Genomic DNA, 14017 nt, shown 5'->3' on the forward strand with positions numbered 1-14017 from the left:
CAACACCCGTGGGGGGACCATGAGTGAAGGGAAGGCGCGGCTTCCACCGCGCTGGTTCATCCGGTCGGCCTGGACGGTCCACCGCGGCATCTTCCGCGCGAGCGGCGGCCGGATGGGCCTGTCCCGGCCGAAGCCCGGGCGGTACGGCCTGATGCGGCTGACCGTGACCGGGCGCCGGTCCGGTCAGCCGCGCAGCGTGATTCTCGGGTACTTCGAGGACGGCGCGAACCTGGTCACCCTGGCGATGAACGGCTGGGGCGATCCCGAGCCGGCCTGGTGGCTGAACCTGCTCGCCGCACCGGACGCCGAGGTCGAGCTCCGGGGCGGCAAGCGCGCGGTGCGCGGCCGGGCCGCGGCCGGCGACGAGCGGGCCCGGTTGTGGGCCCGCTGGGCCGAGATCGACGCCAATCTCGACCTGTTCGCCGCCCGCCGGTCGCGGCCGACCGCGGTCGTCGTACTGGAACCGCGCGAACCTTAGCGGTCGATCGGAGCGGTTCCCCAGCTCGTGGGCGCCGCTCCCATCCGGACGTCGATCCGCCCGCCCTGGGTGACGAACGACTCCGGCAGCCAGGACTCGGTGCGCTCGTGTCCGTTGAGGGACAGCGACTCGACGTACTGGTTGGTGTCCGACGTCCGCGGCGCCGTCACAGTCAGCCGTACGCCGTTGCTGCGCTTGATCGCGACCTTCGGGAACAGCGGGCTCCCGACCAGCAGCTCGGCCCGGCCCGGTGTCTGCGGGAACAGACCGATCGCCGCGAACACGTACCAGGCCGACAGCGTCCCGAGGTCGTCGTTGCCCGGCAGGCCGGACGGGCCGACGCCGTACACGGTGTCGACGATCTCGCGGGTGGTCGCCTGCGTCTTCCAGGCGACGCCGAGCCCGTTGTAGAGCCACGGCGCGTGCAGGCCGGGCTCGTTGGTCGGGTCGTAGCGCAGCGCGCTGCCGCCCTTGACCGCCCAGTTGCCGGCGGCGTCGTGGAAGAACGCGTCCAGCCGCGGGACCGCCTGGCCATTCATCGCCTCGGCGAGGCCGGAGACGTCCTGCGGGACCATCCACGTGTACGTCGCACTGGAGCCCTGCGCGAAGCCGACGTCGGTCGAGGGCGTGAAGTTGGGCTGCCACGAGCCGTCGGAGAGCCGGGCGCGCTGGTAGCCGACGGCCGGGTCGAAGGTGTTCTTCCACCAGGTGCCGCGATCGTTCAGGTCCGTCGCGTCCTGACCGAGGCGGGATGCCCACTGACCGAGCGAGAAGTCTGCGAGCGAGTTCTCCAGCGTCTCGGCGGCGCCGCCCCAGCAGTGGCAGGCGTCCTGCGGCGCGTAGTGCTTGGCCAGGTAGGTGTCCAGCGCCGGTCGTTGCCCGGTGCATTGTCCGGGGCAACCGCCGTCGTTCGTTGCCTCGGCGTTCTGAACGGTTGCCTGGTGCAAGAGCGACTGATAGGCGCCAGAGGCATCGAAGTTCCGGACACCCATCGCCGCGAAGGTCGCGAGCGTCGGCGCGGCCGGGTCGCCGGTCATCACGTGGGTGGCGCCGTTGTTGTGCAACCAGCGGTCCCAGATCCCGTTGTTCTGCTGGGCGAACTGGTACATCGACTGCGCGAAGTCACCGGCGATGTCGGGCTTCAGCAGCGCGAGCAGCTGGATGTGCGCGCGATACTGGTCCCAGCCGGAGAAGGTGCCGTACTGCGCCTTCTGCCCGGGTGCCAGCCGGTGGATGGCCTGGTCGGTGCCGAGGTAGCGGCCGTCGACGTCGTTGAAGATGTTCGGCTGCAGGTACGCGTGGTAGAGCGCGGTGTAGAACGTCGTCCGCTGCGCGTCGCTGCCGCCGGTGACCTCGACGTCCTGGAGCTCGTTCTTCCACTCCCGGTACCCGTCGGCGGCGATCCGGTTGACCGTCGCGTCCGGCCGGACCTCGGTCGCGAGGTTGCGCTCGGCGCCCGCCAGGCTCACGTACGAGATGCCGATCCGGGTCCGGACCTTGGCGCCGGGCTTGAACGTCACGTACCCGCCGGAGCCCTTGCCGGCCCGGTCCGCGCCGGTCGCGTAGCCCTCGCCGCCGGTGGTGTGAGTGCTGCCCGGCGCCAGCTCCGCGTCCTTCCAGGTGCCGTTGGCAACGATCGGCTGGTCGAAGGAGGCGCTGAAGTAGAGCCGGTAGTAGGTCTTGCGGTTGTTGACCCCGCCGTTCGCGCGACGGCCGCAGAAGGCGCCGGTGAGCACCGAGCCGGTGACCTTGCGGTGCGCGGCGTCGATGGTGATCTCGGCGTCCTCGCTGCCGTTCAGCGAGTTCGACGTCCGGAACAGCAGGTTCGCGGGCTGGTCGGCCGGGAACGTGAAGTCGCCGACGCCCGCGCGGGTGGTGACGGCGAGATCGGTCTGTACGCCGTTGTCGAGCTTCACCGTGTAGCGGCCGGGGACCGCCTTCTCGTTCGCGTGGCTGAAGTTGCTCGCGTACTTGGCGTCCTTCGTGTCGGCCGTCGGCGAGGAGTCGACCGCACCGGCGTACGGGAGGATCGGTACGTCGCCGGCCGCGCCCGGGTTGCAGCCCGCGCCGTTGACGTGGGTGAGGCTGAAGCCGCGGACGCGGGTGGTGTCGTACTGGTAGCCGTTGGCGGCACCGGTGCTGGTCTGGTCGCCGCGCGTGCTGGTCGGGCTCCAGGAGATCATCCCGAACGGGCGGACCGCGCCCGGCCAGGTGTTGCCGTCCCGCGCCGACCCGATCAGCGGGTCGACCGCGGCCGCGGGATCGGTGCTCGCGGCGCCGTCGAGCGGCTGGGCCTGAGCGGGCAGTGCGGGCAAGAGCAGAGCCAGACCCGTGAGGGCGGCGACGACGCGGCGCATGAGGAAACCTTCCGGGAGCGGACGGACTTCCTCAGGCTAGGCGCGGTCGGTGACGCGCGGGTGATCAGCGGCTGTCGTCCAGGAAGCCGGCGTCGTGCACCAGCAGCGCGATCTGGACCCGGTTGTTCAGGTCGAGCTTGGTGAGGATCCGGGAGACGTGCGTCTTCACCGTCGGGACGCTCAGGTAGAGCGTCGCGCTGATCTCGGCGTTCGACTTGCCCTCGCCGACCGCGACGGCGATCTCGCGCTCGCGCTCGTTGAGCTCCTCCAGCCGGGTGGCCGCGCGGTTCTTGCGCAGGTCCTGGCCCGAGGACGCGACCCGGCTGATCAGCCGCTTCGTCACCGCGGGCGACAGCACCGGCTGGCCGTTCGCGACCCGGCGGACCGACTCGACGATCTCGGCCGGCGGCGTGTCCTTCAGGATGAAGCCGGCCGCGCCCGCCCGGAGCGCGCGCAGTACGTGCTCGTCGGCGTCGAACGTGGTCAGGATGACGACCTCCGGCGCGCCCGCGCGCGACCGGACCGACTCGGTCGCGGTCAGGCCGTCGATCCCGGGCATCCGGATGTCCATCAGCACGACGTCCGGCGACTCGCGGTCGATCAGGGCCTGCACGCCGGCGCCGTCGTCGGCCTCGGCGACCACCCGGATGTCCGGGGCGCCGCCGAGCATCAGCTTGAGCCCGGCCCGCAGCAACGGGTCGTCGTCGACGATCACCACGCGAATGGTCATCTGCGTCCTCGCTTCAGGTTCACGGGGGCCACGGTAGCCAGGCGGTCAGCCGGAAGTCGCCCTCCGGGGTGCGGCCGTGCTCGAGTCGCCCCTCGACGAGCGCCGCGCGCTCGCGCAGGCCCTTCAGCCCCTGGCCCTGGTCGCCGGGTCGTTGCCGCGGCGCCGGGTTGCTCACGACAACCGTCAGGCCGTTGCCCGGGGCGCCCGTCACCTGGATCAGCACCGGCTCGTCCGGCGCGTGCTTCATCGCGTTGGTCAGCCCCTCCTGGACGATCCGGTACGCCGTACGCCCGACGTGCTCCGGCAACGACCCCGGCGCGTCCAGCTCCAGCTCCACCGGTACGCCGGCCCGCTGCGCTCCCTCGACCAGGACCGGCAGGTCGCCGAACGCGGGCTGCGGCAGCTCGCCGACGGGCGCTCGCAGTACGCCGATCACCTCGCGCAGGTCCTGCAGCGCCTGGTGCGCGCTCGACCGGATGATCTCCGCGGCGCCCGCGATCTCCTCCGTCGACGCGTCCGGCCGGTAGGCGAGCGCACCGGCGTGCACGCTGAGCAGCGACAACCGGTGCCCGAGCACGTCGTGCATCTCGCGGGCGATCTCCTCCCGCGCCCGGAGCTGGCCCTGCTCGGCCTCCAGCCGCGCGACGCTCTCCGCCCGCTCGGCGCGTTCGCGCAGCGTCTGCAGGAGCTGACGCCGGGAGCGGATGTAGGAGCCCCAGCCGACCGCCGCGATGTAGAGCGGGATCGCGGTGGCGTACACGATGACGTCGGGGTCGGTGGTCTCGCGGACGACGGAGTACAGGATGACGCTGACGACGTTCGCCGCGCCGACCAGCAGCGTGATCCGGAGCGGGAAGTACACCGCCACGGTCATCGCGAGGATCAGCGCGGCGATGCCGCCGGTCTCGGAGTACACCGTCACCGCCGTCGACAGCAGCGCCAGCTGGATCGGCCAGCGCCGCCGGAACCACAGCAGCAGGCATAGCGCGATACCGCTGACGAAGTCGGCCAGGAACAGCCAGCGCGGGATGTCGTCGGTCGAGTTCTCGTCGTACAGGACGACGCCGATCAGCAGCGCGACCAGGAAGACGACCGAGTCGACGAACCAGTCGCGGGCACTGCGCTTGCGACTCAGCGACTGGTCCACGGATCCGACGATAGCGAGCCGGCGGCCGCCGTACGGGGTGAAGCGGCGGTCCGGATACCGAAGTCGGGGCAGGTCGAGACTTTCGGTTGGGTACGGTGCGTCCATGACTCAGCTGGCTGTCACCGTGATCGGGCCCGACCGTCCGGGCATCATCGCCGACGTCACCGAGGCGCTCGCCCAGGTCGGGGTGAACCTCGAGGACTCCACGATGACGCTGCTGCGCGGGCACTTCGCGATGATGATCGTCTGCAGCGGGCCGTTCGCGCCGGTCAAGGAGGCGCTCGAACCGCTGCGCGGCGAGCTGGTGATCACGGTGCGCGAGATGGGCCCGGAGACCGCGCACGCGCCGCTCGGGGCGCCGTACCTGCTGAGCGTGCACGGTGCGGACCGGCCCGGGATCGTGTCGGCGGTGACACGGATGGTCGCGTCGGTCGGCGGGACGGTCACGGACCTGACGACGCGGCTGAGCGGGGAGCTGTACGTGCTGACCGCGGAGGTCGAGATCCCGCCGGCCGCGGAGCTCCCGATGCTGCAGCGCGCCCTGGAGATCACGGCCGAGGAGCTCGGCGTCGGCGTCACGCTGCATCCCGCCGAGAGCGACGACCTGTGATCGGACACCTGAACCGGACGCTCGCCGCGTGGTCGCCCGCGCAGCTCGGGCTGGCGGGGGATGTGCTGGAGGTCGTCCGGGCGCCGCATCCGGTGCTGGCGCTGGAGGGTGCTGTCGTCGACCCGCTGGATCCGGTGATGCTGGCCTTGGCCGCTGACTTGGTGGCGACGATGCGGGTGTCGCCCGGGTGCGTGGGGCTGGCCGCGCCGCAGGTCGGGGTCGCGGCGCAGATGTTCGCGCTGGACGTGACGGGGCACCCGAAGACGCGGACGTGCCACGGGGTCTTCGTGCTCTGCAACGCGGTCGTCGACGAGTCGAGCCGCCGCGAGAAAGCCCGCGAGGGGTGCATGTCCGTGCCGGATCTCACCGGCGACGTGAAGCGCGCGACGCGGGTGACGGTCTCGGGGGTGTTGCCGGGGACAACGGATGTCGTGACGCTGTCGACGGACGCCTTCGAAGCGCGGGCCCTCCAGCACGAGATCGACCACTGCAACGGGGCGCTGTTCCTGGACCGGGTGGCGGGGGCGCACGCGGTGTATCCGCGGAAGGTCTACCTGTAGGCGATAGGAGCTGCCTTTCAGTTCGGGGGAGAGGCGGTGCTGCCGCACTGGATCGACAACCGGATCAGCTCCTGGAAACGCGGCTGCTGACCGACCCGAAGACCGCGGCAGTGGGCGGCTGCCGCGCGTGCGCGACCCTCAGGTGGGGTCGCGCACGACCTCGTCGGTCGGCGATGCTGGGGCGATGGCGACTTTCGATCGGTCCGACGAGCTGCGCGGTGCTCGGTTCAGCGGTGTGGATCTGCAGAAGGCCCGGTTCGTCGAGTGCGATCTGTCCGGCGTGGTGATGCGCGGGGTCGAGATCGGGTCCGGGGACATCGACGCGCCGTGGTTGAGCACGTTGCGGGTCAACGGTGTGGACGTCGCGCCCTACGTCGAGAGCGAGCTCAACCGCCGCTTCCCCGGGCGCGAGCTGCGGCGGGCGGGGGATCCCGCGGGGCTGTGTGAGGCCTGGGCGGTGCTCGAATCGACCTGGGCTCAGACGGTCGAGCGTGCTCCGGCTGAGAAGGTCGACGAGTCGGTCGACGGCGAGTGGTCGTTCGCGCAGACCCTGCGACACTTGGTGTTGGCGACCAACACCTGGTTCGGCCGCGGGATCCTCGAGCAGGAGCAGCCGTACCACCCGCTCGGGCTCGCGGACGCGGGGACCGACTCGAATCGTGACTCGTCGCTCTTCGTTGACGGCACCCCGCCGTACGAGGACGTGCTGAAGGCTCGCGCCGAGCACCAGACGATGGTCCGCGAGTACATCGCTCAGGTGACGCCCGAGATGTTGCAGGCTCCGCGGAAGAACCCGCACGCCCCGCAGTACCCGGAGACCGTGCTCTCCTGCCTTTACGTGATCCTCGAAGAGGAGTGGGAACACCACCGCTACGCCGTCCGCGACCTCGACACCCTGCTGAGTTGATGGCCCGGTACGACGGCCTCGCCGACTGGTACGACGAGCACAACGCCGTCGCGGCGGACAACAACCGCGAGCCGTTGCTGGATCTGCTGGGTCCTGGGACGGGCCTGTGCCTCGACCTGGGCTGCGGAACCGGCCAGAACCTGGACACGCTGCGCAGCACCGGTCGTACGGTCGTCGGCGTCGAGTACTCCGCCGACCAGCTGCGCCTTGCGCGGCGACGCGTCGCTGACGGTGAGCTGCTGACCCGCGCCGACGCGGCCGCTCTGCCGTTCGCCGATGGGGTCTTCTCGGCGGTCGCGATGCTGTGGATCTCCACGGACGTCGACGACTTCGCGGCGGTCGTTCTGGAGGCGGCGCGGGTCCTGCGGCCGGACGGCGTACTGGTGTTCTACGGCGCACACCCGTGCTTCAACGGCCCGCACACGGAGACCCGCGCCGACGACGGGCGCATCGTTCACCCGACGTACCGGATCTCGGGCTGGCACGCCGCCGCGCCGTGGTGGGGCGAGAACGGCATCCGCCAGAGGCTCGGCATGCGGCATGTTCCACTCGCGGATCTGCTCAATGCGTTCGCCCAGGCAGGGCTGACGATCACCCGTGCGATCGAGCCCCGGAGTGATCCGGTGCCTTGGATCCTGGCGCTTCGCGCCGAGAAACGCTGACCGCCGGCTGCGTCTTGTGGTCGATCAGCCAGAGGACGATGCTGAGGGGATGAAGCCCATCGAGTTCGAGCTCGAGCGGACGGTCGGGGCACCGATCGACGAGGTGTTCGCGCGGCTCGCGGACATCGAGGGGCACAACACGTGGCTGGCCGGCACCGGGAGCATGCTGCGGCGTACGCGGCAGACATCGCCTGGTCCGGCTGCTGTCGGCACGACGTTCGTCGATGAGACGAGCCAGGGGGACATGCCGGGGGAGATCACCGAGCTGATCGCGCCGCACACGATCGTCTTCCACTGGTGGGAGAAGTCGAAGGCGGGCAAGCTGAAGTTCGAGGGCTGGCCGGGGTATCGGTTGGAGGCTTCGGGCGCCGATCAAACGGTGGTGCGGCACCAGGCCAAGCTGATGGCGTACGGCGTGTGGGGGCTGGCGAAGCCGGTGCTGCGGCGGCTCGCGGTGAAGGAGCGGACTGTCACAATCGACGCGTTGAAGGCATCGTTCGACGACTGACCGAGCGCCGCGAACCTGCCGGGTCCGAGACCGCAGATCGCGGTCTGGGCGTGGGCGAAGCGATCACTGCGGGCGCCTGTAGTGCGTCGAGAACCATCGGCGCAGGTGCTCCGGGTCGGCGACCTCTGCCTTGCCGGGCCAGTGTGGCCACTCGATCTGGGCCGGGAAGTCGATCCGGACAACGGCAATCAGCGTGCGGTCGACGTCGAAGAACTCGGCGGTGGCGTCGCCGGCGCACATGCAGAGCTCGTCGGTGACCTGGGTGACCGTGAGTGCCTCGACGAGATCCGCGACCGCGTGGGGTTCGTCGACGAGCGGGCCGTCGTCGTCACGCAGAACACCAACGTACTTCGCGGTCGCCGCGTCGAGGACGTCGTCGTCCGGATCCACCGCGGAGATGAGGAATCCGCCCAGCGACAGCCGCACGGACCGTGCGTTCGACAGCACGGTGCGAAGGGCGGACGGATCCCACGACGGTGCGCCTGAGAACCGGTAGACGGGGTGCTTTCGACGGGCCACGGTGCTCAGTCTCGGGCCGCCACCCGCGCGGATCAACCGACTTCCCGGCCCGAAGACCGCCGGCGCTAGCCGGACACAAAGGTACGGCGCCCGCCAAGGGTGGGTGGGAGCACACGCGTGAACCCACGCAGATCAGGTGCCCGGGACGGGATTCGAACCCGTACGACCTTTCGGTCTGCGAGGTTTAAGCTCGCTGCGTCTGCCGTTCCGCCACCCGGGCTGGGGTGCGCAGGGAATGACGATACAAGCTGGTTCGGTGGGCTGGGGTGGCTCGGGGTGTTGGAGCGGCGGTGTGGCTGAGGCTGATCGGGAGGTCGGTGGGGTGCGGCGGTGAGGGTTCTGTTGACGGGGATGTCGGGGACGGGGAAGTCGACCGTACTGCGGGCGCTGCGGGCCCGTGGGCATCGCGCGGTGGACACCGACGCCGACGAGTGGTGTGAGTGGGTCGTCGACGAGCAGGGGAACGAGGACTGGGTGTGGCGGGCTGACGCCATGGACGAACTGCTGGCGCGGTACGACGATCTGTTCGTTGCCGGGTGCAAGAGCAATCAGGGGGTGTTCTACCCGCGGTTCGAGCGGGTGGTGTTGTTGAGTGCGTCGGCTGAGGTGATGCTGCGGCGGATCGGCGAGCGCAGCGACAACCCGTACGGGAAGTCACCCGGCGAGCGAGCGCTGGTGCTGGAGCACCTGGCCACGGTCGAGCCGCTGCTCAGGGCTTCGGCCGATCTCGAGATCGACACCTCTGGGCCGCTGGACGTGGTGGTGGACGAGCTGGAAGCACTCGCCTATTGATCCAAATCCATGGATCGTTCTATGGTGATGGATCATAAACCGGAAGGGACGGTCATGGCCGAGGTGCTGCTGTTTCATCATGTGGTGGGGCTGACGGACGGGGTGCGGGCGTTCGCGGACATCCTCAGGGCCGCGGGGCACACGGTGCACACGCCGGACCTGTTCGAGGGCAGGACGTTCGGCAGCCTGCCCGAAGGAATGGAGTACGTGCGCAGCGTCGGGTTCGGGGAGATCGCCGAGCGCGGCGCGCGCGAAGCGGAGAAGCTGCCGGCCGAGCTCGTGTACGCCGGGTTCTCGCTCGGCGTCGTCCCGGCCCAGCGGCTCGCGCAGACCCGCCCCGGTGCGAAGGGCGCGGTGTTCTTCGACTCGGCGTTGCCCGTGGCGGAGTTCGGGACCTGGCCGCGAGGCCTTCCCGTTCAGGTGCACGCCAACGAAAGGGACGAGTTCTACCTCGAGGACGCCGAGGCGGCGAAGGGCCTGGTCGCCGAGGGCGCCGAGCTCTTCCTGTACGACGGCGACCAGCACCTGTTCGCCGACAGCTCGCTGCCGTCGTACGACGAGAAGGCCGCGACGCTGGCCACCGAGCGGGTCCTGGAGTTTCTCGCCAAGCGCTAGTCACAATCTCCGTTCGGCATCCGTCGCACCGATGAGACCCCGGAAAACCCGGGGGAACGACGACGAAGGATGCCGACGATGATTCTGGTGACTGGTGGAACGGGAACGCTGGGCCGCAAGGTCGTCCGCGGGCTGCTCGACGCGGGCCGCGAGGTCCGGGTGCTGAGCCGCAGCGACAAGGCGCCGTACGACGGGGTGCAGGTCGTGGTCGGCGACCTCGAGACCGGTGCGGGCGTCGAGAAGGCCGTGCACGGGATCGAGACGATCGTGCACTGCGCGGGTTCCGCGACGGGTGACGACGTCAAGGCCGAGCACCTGGTCGCGGCGGCGGTTCCGGCCGGCGTGCGGCACATCGTCAACATCTCCGTCGTCGGCGCGGACACGGTCCCGGTCGTCAGTGGCCTGGACCGCAAGATGTTCGGGTACTTCGAGCGCAAGCGCGCCGCCGAGGTGCTGATCGAGCGGTCCGGCATCCCGTGGACGAACCTGCGGGCGACCCAGTTCCACGAGCTGACCTTCACCGCGGCCGAGCAGTTGGCCAAGCTGCCCGTCGTACCGGCTCCGAGCGGGTTCAGGATCCAGCCGGTCGACTCCGGCGCCGTCGCCGAGCGGATGGTCGAGCTCGCGCTGGCGGCGCCGCAGGGGCAGGTCGCGGACATCGCCGGGCCGCGGACCTACACGTTCAAGGAGATGGTCAAGGTCTACCTGCGGGCGGCCGGCAAGCGGCGGCTGACGATGCCGATGCACACCCCGGGCAAGGCGGCCGCGGCGCACCGGGCCGGTGCGAACCTGTCCCCGGGGCAGGGCACCGGGCGGACCTGGGAGGACTTCGTCGCCGCGCGGCTCGCACAGTGAAGGTCTGGTCGAAAAGCTCCACGGGAGGTCCGCCCGCGCAGTAGCGTGCCCAGAACGCCACCAGGAGGGGGTCAACCGATGACCGACGTGAGCGAGCTCGTCGTCAACCGCGCCGACGGGCGCGACGACGGCGAGGACTGGACCGAGAACTACGAGGAGCTGCCGGGCGCCGCCGGGATCTCGATCATCCTCGAGGCGACCACGCAGGAAGGCGTCGGGCCGCGGCTGCACAAGCACCCGTACCCGGAGACCTTCATCATCCGGCGTGGCTCGGCGACCTTCACCGTCGACACCACCGAGGTGGTCGGGCGGGCCGGCCAGATCCTGGTGGTGCCGGCCGACACGCCGCACAAGTTCAAGACCGGACCGGGCGGCTACGAGGCCGTCCACATCCACGCGAACTCGTCGTTCGAGACGGAGTGGCTCGAGTAGCCGTTCGGCGTACGACGAACGGCCGACTGCCAGGCGAATTGTTGTCAGAGTCCGGTGAGAAGCGTTGATCGGCGGCGGTCGGCGCGCGTCAATGGAGTCGTGGGAACTTACCGGGCACGGGTGCTGACAGCGGCTTTCGCCGGCCCGCTCGTCGTCTGCGCGGCGCTGATCCCCTTCCGGGACGGCTTCGCCAACGCGAACGCCGCGCTGCTGCTGGTGCTGGTGATCGTCGCCGTGGCCGCGGCCGGGCTGCGGTCGGCGGGGATCGTCGCCGCGCTGTCGAGCGCGGTCTGGTTCGACCTGCTGCTGGCGCCGCCGTACTACCGGCTGACGATCGACCGGCGCGACGACCTGGAGATGACCTTCCTGCTGGTGCTGATCGGTCTCCTGGTCACCCAGCTCGCGATCTGGGGCCGTCGGCAACAAGCCCGGGCGAGCCGGCAGAAGGGCTACCTGGACGGCGTCCTGACGACGTCGGGCGCGGTCGCCTCCGGTTCGTCGACGGCCGAGCTGATCGACCAGGTCGGCGCGCAGCTGATCGTCGTACTGCGGATCGACGGGTGCCGCTTCGTCCCCGGTGAGTTCCGCTGCCGCGGGCCGCTGCTGAACCACGACGGCTCGGTCACCCGCGGGTCGCACGAGCTGAAGGTCGAGCGCGACGGCCTGCCCACGAACGCCGAGATCGAGCTGCCGGTGCAGCACGCCGGGCGCACCCGCGGCCGCTTCCTGCTCACCGCCGCGACCAGGGTGACCCGCCCGGACCTCGAGCAGCGCCTGGTCGCGGTGGCCCTCGCCGACCAGGTCGGCGCGGCCCTCTCCACGCCGGCCGAGCAGCAGCCGAGCGGCTGACCCCAGGACTGGCCTGCGGGAAGTACGTCTCCTGGGTGGCCACGGAAGCCGGCGTCGTACTCGCCCATACGAGTACGGCGCCGCGCCGCGTGCGGGAATACATCGGGCGCCGATCTGTTGGGGTTTGCAACCGCTTTCCCCGCTGCGATTTCGGTTGGGGAACAGTGGGTTCTTCCTCAGCAGTTGTTAAGGGTGGGACCGTACTATTCCGGTACGACCCACAGTGGGTCATCAGGAGGACGTCATGCAGAGCAGTAACCCGGTTCTGAACCGGTCGAGTGCGTTCGCGCCTGGCCAGGGCCAGGCTTACCCCGGGGCCGCTCCGTACGGTCAGCCGGGTCCCTACGGCCAGCCGGGCCAGGGCTACGGCGGGCAGGGGATGCCCCCGCAGCAGCAGTACTCCGGTGCCGACAGCCGGCCGATGACGCTGGACGACGTGATCGTGAAGACCGCGATCACGCTCGGTGTCGTCGTCGCGGCCGCCGCGGTCGCCTGGTGGAAGATCCCGACCTCGCTGGTCACGCCGGCCTTCCTCGGTGGCGCGCTGGTCGCGTTCGCCCTGGCGATGGTGCTGTCGTTCTCGCGCAAAATCAACCCGGTGCTGGTGATGCTGTACGCCGCCGCCGAGGGTGTCTTCCTGGGCATCGGCAGCAAGTTCATCGCGAACTGGGTCGGTGACTCCGGCGTCGTCGTGCAGGCGGTGCTGGCGACCATGGTCACCGCCGGGATGACACTGGCGACGTACAAGTACTTCGCGATCAAGGTCACGCCGCGGTTCACCAAGATGGTGATCATCGCGACGATGGGCTTCGCCGGAGTGATCCTGATCAACTTCGTCGCCAGCCTGTTCGGCTTCAACTCCGGGATCGGCGGCTTCGGCCCGATGGGCCTGCTGTTCGCCGCGCTCGGCGCCGGCCTGGCGGTGTTCAACCTGATCCTGGACTTCGACATGATCGAGCAGGGCGTCAAGCACGGCGCCCCGCAGAACGAGGCCTGGCGGGCCGCGTTCGGCCTGACCGTCACCCTGGTCTGGCTGTACTGGAACCTGCTGCGCATCCTCGCGATCCTGCGCGGAGACAACTGACGCACGATCTGACGACAGGGCCGGTCTCCACCTGGAGACCGGCCCTGTCTGCGTCCACAATCAGAAGATGACCGGTCGGGACGAGATCGTGCGGTGGTACGGCGAGTACCTGGACGCGTGCAACCGGCGCGACTGGGACGCGGTGGCGGCGTTCGTCGCCGACCAGGTGCTGGTCAACGGGGAGACGCGCTCACGCGCCGAGTACGTCGCCGGCGTCCGGCGGACGACGATGATCTTCCCGGACTACCGCTGGGAGCTGCGCCGCGCGGTGGTCGAGGGGGAGTGGCTCGCGGTGCACCTGTACGACACCGGGACGCGGCACTGGGAGTTCCTCGGCGCGGACGGCGACGGCTCCAAGGTGGAGACCGACGAGTTCGACCTGTACCGGGTCGTCGACGGGCAGATCGTCGAGGTCGAGGGGACGGCCGACAACGCCCGGCTGCGCGAGTGACTCACGTCAGCCCGGAAACGCAGCAGGCCTGCCCCTCCACCTGAAAGGGCAGGCCCGCGCGAAATTCGACTCCTGTTCGGCTCGTCAGCCCATTCGCCGGTGCGCTTTGACCAGGTCGTATTCGTGAACGATGGCTGTGGCGTGCCCGTGAGCGAGGGCGTACTCGCTGGAAAGCCATCTCACCCTGTCGTCGAAGCGTGAGAACGACGGTCCGTCGTTCATCAGGCCGAACCACTCGGTCATCTCGCGTCCGGTGCACTGGGGCACCTTCTCCACCAGACGTTTGTGCGTCTCCTCGGAGTGGTTCAGGCCCATCTTCGCCTCCCGTCGTCGGGGTCGTGCGTAGTGCTATCGACTGTGCATCACGAAATCCGTGCAGGCAAGGGCCTCTTGATGAAAGTCGCCGCTCAGCGGACGCACGATTTCACCGCAGCCCTTCCTGCACGGGAGATCCGGGCCCT

Annotated in this window: 18 protein-coding genes and 1 tRNA gene; 13 read left to right on the top strand and 6 right to left on the bottom strand. The window is 69.9% G+C overall.

The window, feature by feature from the left end:
• Positions 1 to 19 precede the first annotated feature (19 nt).
• Positions 20 to 478 (top strand): nitroreductase/quinone reductase family protein, encoded by a 459-nt coding sequence (locus tag ACZ6Z4_RS23170; protein WP_465568090.1) that lies wholly within the window; start codon positions 20 to 22, stop codon positions 476 to 478.
• On the opposite strand, the gene ACZ6Z4_RS23175 is transcribed toward ACZ6Z4_RS23170, so the two are convergent.
• From ACZ6Z4_RS23175 to ACZ6Z4_RS23185, 3 genes are all read right to left on the bottom strand, one after another.
• Positions 475 to 2835, bottom strand: a complete 2361-nt coding sequence (locus ACZ6Z4_RS23175) for a GH92 family glycosyl hydrolase (protein ID WP_465568093.1) — start codon at positions 2833 to 2835, stop codon at positions 475 to 477. The genes ACZ6Z4_RS23170 and ACZ6Z4_RS23175 overlap by 4 nt on opposite strands.
• Positions 2836 to 2899: 64 nt before the next feature.
• Positions 2900 to 3565, bottom strand: a complete 666-nt coding sequence (locus tag ACZ6Z4_RS23180) for a response regulator transcription factor (protein ID WP_363665443.1) — start codon at positions 3563 to 3565, stop codon at positions 2900 to 2902.
• Between the two features lie 19 nt (positions 3566 to 3584).
• Positions 3585 to 4712, bottom strand: a complete 1128-nt coding sequence (locus ACZ6Z4_RS23185) for a sensor histidine kinase (RefSeq protein WP_465568097.1) — start codon at positions 4710 to 4712, stop codon at positions 3585 to 3587.
• Between the two features lie 103 nt (positions 4713 to 4815).
• On the opposite strand from ACZ6Z4_RS23185, the gene ACZ6Z4_RS23190 reads away from it, so the two are divergent.
• From ACZ6Z4_RS23190 to ACZ6Z4_RS23210, 5 genes are all read left to right on the top strand, one after another.
• Positions 4816 to 5322, top strand: coding sequence for a glycine cleavage system transcriptional repressor (locus ACZ6Z4_RS23190; RefSeq protein ID WP_465568100.1), 507 nt, complete (start codon positions 4816 to 4818; stop codon positions 5320 to 5322).
• Positions 5319 to 5882: a peptide deformylase gene (locus tag ACZ6Z4_RS23195; RefSeq protein ID WP_465568103.1), complete on the top strand. Its 564-nt coding sequence runs from the start codon at positions 5319 to 5321 to the stop codon at positions 5880 to 5882. Before ACZ6Z4_RS23190 ends, ACZ6Z4_RS23195 begins: the two co-directional genes overlap by 4 nt.
• A 184-nt stretch (positions 5883 to 6066) precedes the next feature.
• Positions 6067 to 6789, top strand: a complete 723-nt coding sequence (locus ACZ6Z4_RS23200; RefSeq protein ID WP_465568106.1) for a DinB family protein — start codon at positions 6067 to 6069, stop codon at positions 6787 to 6789.
• The gene (locus tag ACZ6Z4_RS23205; protein ID WP_465568109.1) at positions 6789 to 7451 is read left to right on the top strand and encodes a class I SAM-dependent methyltransferase; all 663 of its coding nucleotides are present in this window, start codon (positions 6789 to 6791) and stop codon (positions 7449 to 7451) included. Before ACZ6Z4_RS23200 ends, ACZ6Z4_RS23205 begins: the two co-directional genes overlap by 1 nt.
• A gap of 49 nt (positions 7452 to 7500) precedes the next feature.
• The gene (locus tag ACZ6Z4_RS23210) at positions 7501 to 7959 is read left to right on the top strand and encodes an SRPBCC family protein (RefSeq protein WP_465568114.1); all 459 of its coding nucleotides are present in this window, start codon (positions 7501 to 7503) and stop codon (positions 7957 to 7959) included.
• 63 nt (positions 7960 to 8022) lie between these two features.
• Here ACZ6Z4_RS23210 and ACZ6Z4_RS23215 read toward each other — a convergent pair whose 3' ends face one another.
• Both ACZ6Z4_RS23215 and ACZ6Z4_RS23220 read right to left on the bottom strand, forming a co-directional pair.
• Positions 8023 to 8385, bottom strand: coding sequence for a hypothetical protein (locus tag ACZ6Z4_RS23215; protein ID WP_465568128.1), 363 nt, complete (start codon positions 8383 to 8385; stop codon positions 8023 to 8025).
• A gap of 230 nt (positions 8386 to 8615) precedes the next feature.
• A tRNA-Leu gene (locus ACZ6Z4_RS23220) sits at positions 8616 to 8698 on the bottom strand.
• 110 nt (positions 8699 to 8808) lie between these two features.
• Between ACZ6Z4_RS23220 and ACZ6Z4_RS23225 the strand changes: the two genes are divergently transcribed.
• The 7 genes from ACZ6Z4_RS23225 (at position 8809) to ACZ6Z4_RS23255 (ending at position 13556) form a co-directional block, all read left to right on the top strand.
• On the top strand, positions 8809 to 9270 hold the full coding sequence (locus tag ACZ6Z4_RS23225) for an AAA family ATPase (protein ID WP_465568135.1): 462 nt from the start codon (positions 8809 to 8811) through the stop codon (positions 9268 to 9270).
• 54 nt (positions 9271 to 9324) lie between these two features.
• Positions 9325 to 9885 carry a dienelactone hydrolase family protein gene (locus ACZ6Z4_RS23230; RefSeq protein WP_465568139.1) on the top strand — a complete coding sequence of 187 codons (561 nt, stop codon included), beginning with the start codon at positions 9325 to 9327 and terminating at the stop codon, positions 9883 to 9885.
• 78 nt (positions 9886 to 9963) lie between these two features.
• On the top strand, positions 9964 to 10740 hold the full coding sequence (locus ACZ6Z4_RS23235; RefSeq protein WP_465568142.1) for an SDR family oxidoreductase: 777 nt from the start codon (positions 9964 to 9966) through the stop codon (positions 10738 to 10740).
• 78 nt (positions 10741 to 10818) lie between these two features.
• Positions 10819 to 11172 carry a cupin domain-containing protein gene (locus ACZ6Z4_RS23240; protein WP_465568146.1) on the top strand — a complete coding sequence of 118 codons (354 nt, stop codon included), beginning with the start codon at positions 10819 to 10821 and terminating at the stop codon, positions 11170 to 11172.
• 120 nt (positions 11173 to 11292) lie between these two features.
• Complete coding sequence (locus ACZ6Z4_RS23245; RefSeq protein WP_465568148.1) at positions 11293 to 12021, top strand: DUF4118 domain-containing protein; 729 nt, start codon at positions 11293 to 11295, stop codon at positions 12019 to 12021.
• 244 nt (positions 12022 to 12265) lie between these two features.
• Positions 12266 to 13105 carry a Bax inhibitor-1/YccA family protein gene (locus ACZ6Z4_RS23250; protein WP_465568151.1) on the top strand — a complete coding sequence of 280 codons (840 nt, stop codon included), beginning with the start codon at positions 12266 to 12268 and terminating at the stop codon, positions 13103 to 13105.
• Positions 13106 to 13172: 67 nt separating this feature from the next.
• Positions 13173 to 13556 carry an ester cyclase gene (locus tag ACZ6Z4_RS23255; RefSeq protein ID WP_465568154.1) on the top strand — a complete coding sequence of 128 codons (384 nt, stop codon included), beginning with the start codon at positions 13173 to 13175 and terminating at the stop codon, positions 13554 to 13556.
• A gap of 84 nt (positions 13557 to 13640) precedes the next feature.
• Here ACZ6Z4_RS23255 and ACZ6Z4_RS23260 read toward each other — a convergent pair whose 3' ends face one another.
• On the bottom strand, positions 13641 to 13871 hold the full coding sequence (locus tag ACZ6Z4_RS23260; protein ID WP_184797718.1) for a DUF4287 domain-containing protein: 231 nt from the start codon (positions 13869 to 13871) through the stop codon (positions 13641 to 13643).
• Positions 13872 to 14017 lie beyond the last annotated feature (146 nt).

The sequence above is a fragment of the Kribbella sp. NPDC104740 genome (assembly GCF_055583505.1).

Excerpts from the sequence above, each read along its gene's own strand:
- ACZ6Z4_RS23170 (WP_465568090.1), top strand. The coding sequence starts at position 20 with ATGAGTGAAGGGAAGGCGCGGCTTCCACCGCGCTGGTTCATCCGGTCG.
- ACZ6Z4_RS23175 (WP_465568093.1), bottom strand. The coding sequence starts at position 2,835 with ATGCGCCGCGTCGTCGCCGCCCTCACGGGTCTGGCTCTGCTCTTGCCC.
- ACZ6Z4_RS23180 (WP_363665443.1), bottom strand. The coding sequence starts at position 3,565 with ATGACCATTCGCGTGGTGATCGTCGACGACGACCCGTTGCTGCGGGCC.
- ACZ6Z4_RS23190 (WP_465568100.1), top strand. The coding sequence starts at position 4,816 with ATGACTCAGCTGGCTGTCACCGTGATCGGGCCCGACCGTCCGGGCATC.
- ACZ6Z4_RS23200 (WP_465568106.1), top strand. The coding sequence starts at position 6,067 with ATGGCGACTTTCGATCGGTCCGACGAGCTGCGCGGTGCTCGGTTCAGC.
- ACZ6Z4_RS23205 (WP_465568109.1), top strand. The coding sequence starts at position 6,789 with ATGGCCCGGTACGACGGCCTCGCCGACTGGTACGACGAGCACAACGCC.
- ACZ6Z4_RS23210 (WP_465568114.1), top strand. The coding sequence starts at position 7,501 with ATGAAGCCCATCGAGTTCGAGCTCGAGCGGACGGTCGGGGCACCGATC.
- ACZ6Z4_RS23230 (WP_465568139.1), top strand. The coding sequence starts at position 9,325 with ATGGCCGAGGTGCTGCTGTTTCATCATGTGGTGGGGCTGACGGACGGG.
- ACZ6Z4_RS23235 (WP_465568142.1), top strand. The coding sequence starts at position 9,964 with ATGATTCTGGTGACTGGTGGAACGGGAACGCTGGGCCGCAAGGTCGTC.
- ACZ6Z4_RS23240 (WP_465568146.1), top strand. The coding sequence starts at position 10,819 with ATGACCGACGTGAGCGAGCTCGTCGTCAACCGCGCCGACGGGCGCGAC.
- ACZ6Z4_RS23250 (WP_465568151.1), top strand. The coding sequence starts at position 12,266 with ATGCAGAGCAGTAACCCGGTTCTGAACCGGTCGAGTGCGTTCGCGCCT.
- ACZ6Z4_RS23255 (WP_465568154.1), top strand. The coding sequence starts at position 13,173 with ATGACCGGTCGGGACGAGATCGTGCGGTGGTACGGCGAGTACCTGGAC.
- ACZ6Z4_RS23260 (WP_184797718.1), bottom strand. The coding sequence starts at position 13,871 with ATGGGCCTGAACCACTCCGAGGAGACGCACAAACGTCTGGTGGAGAAG.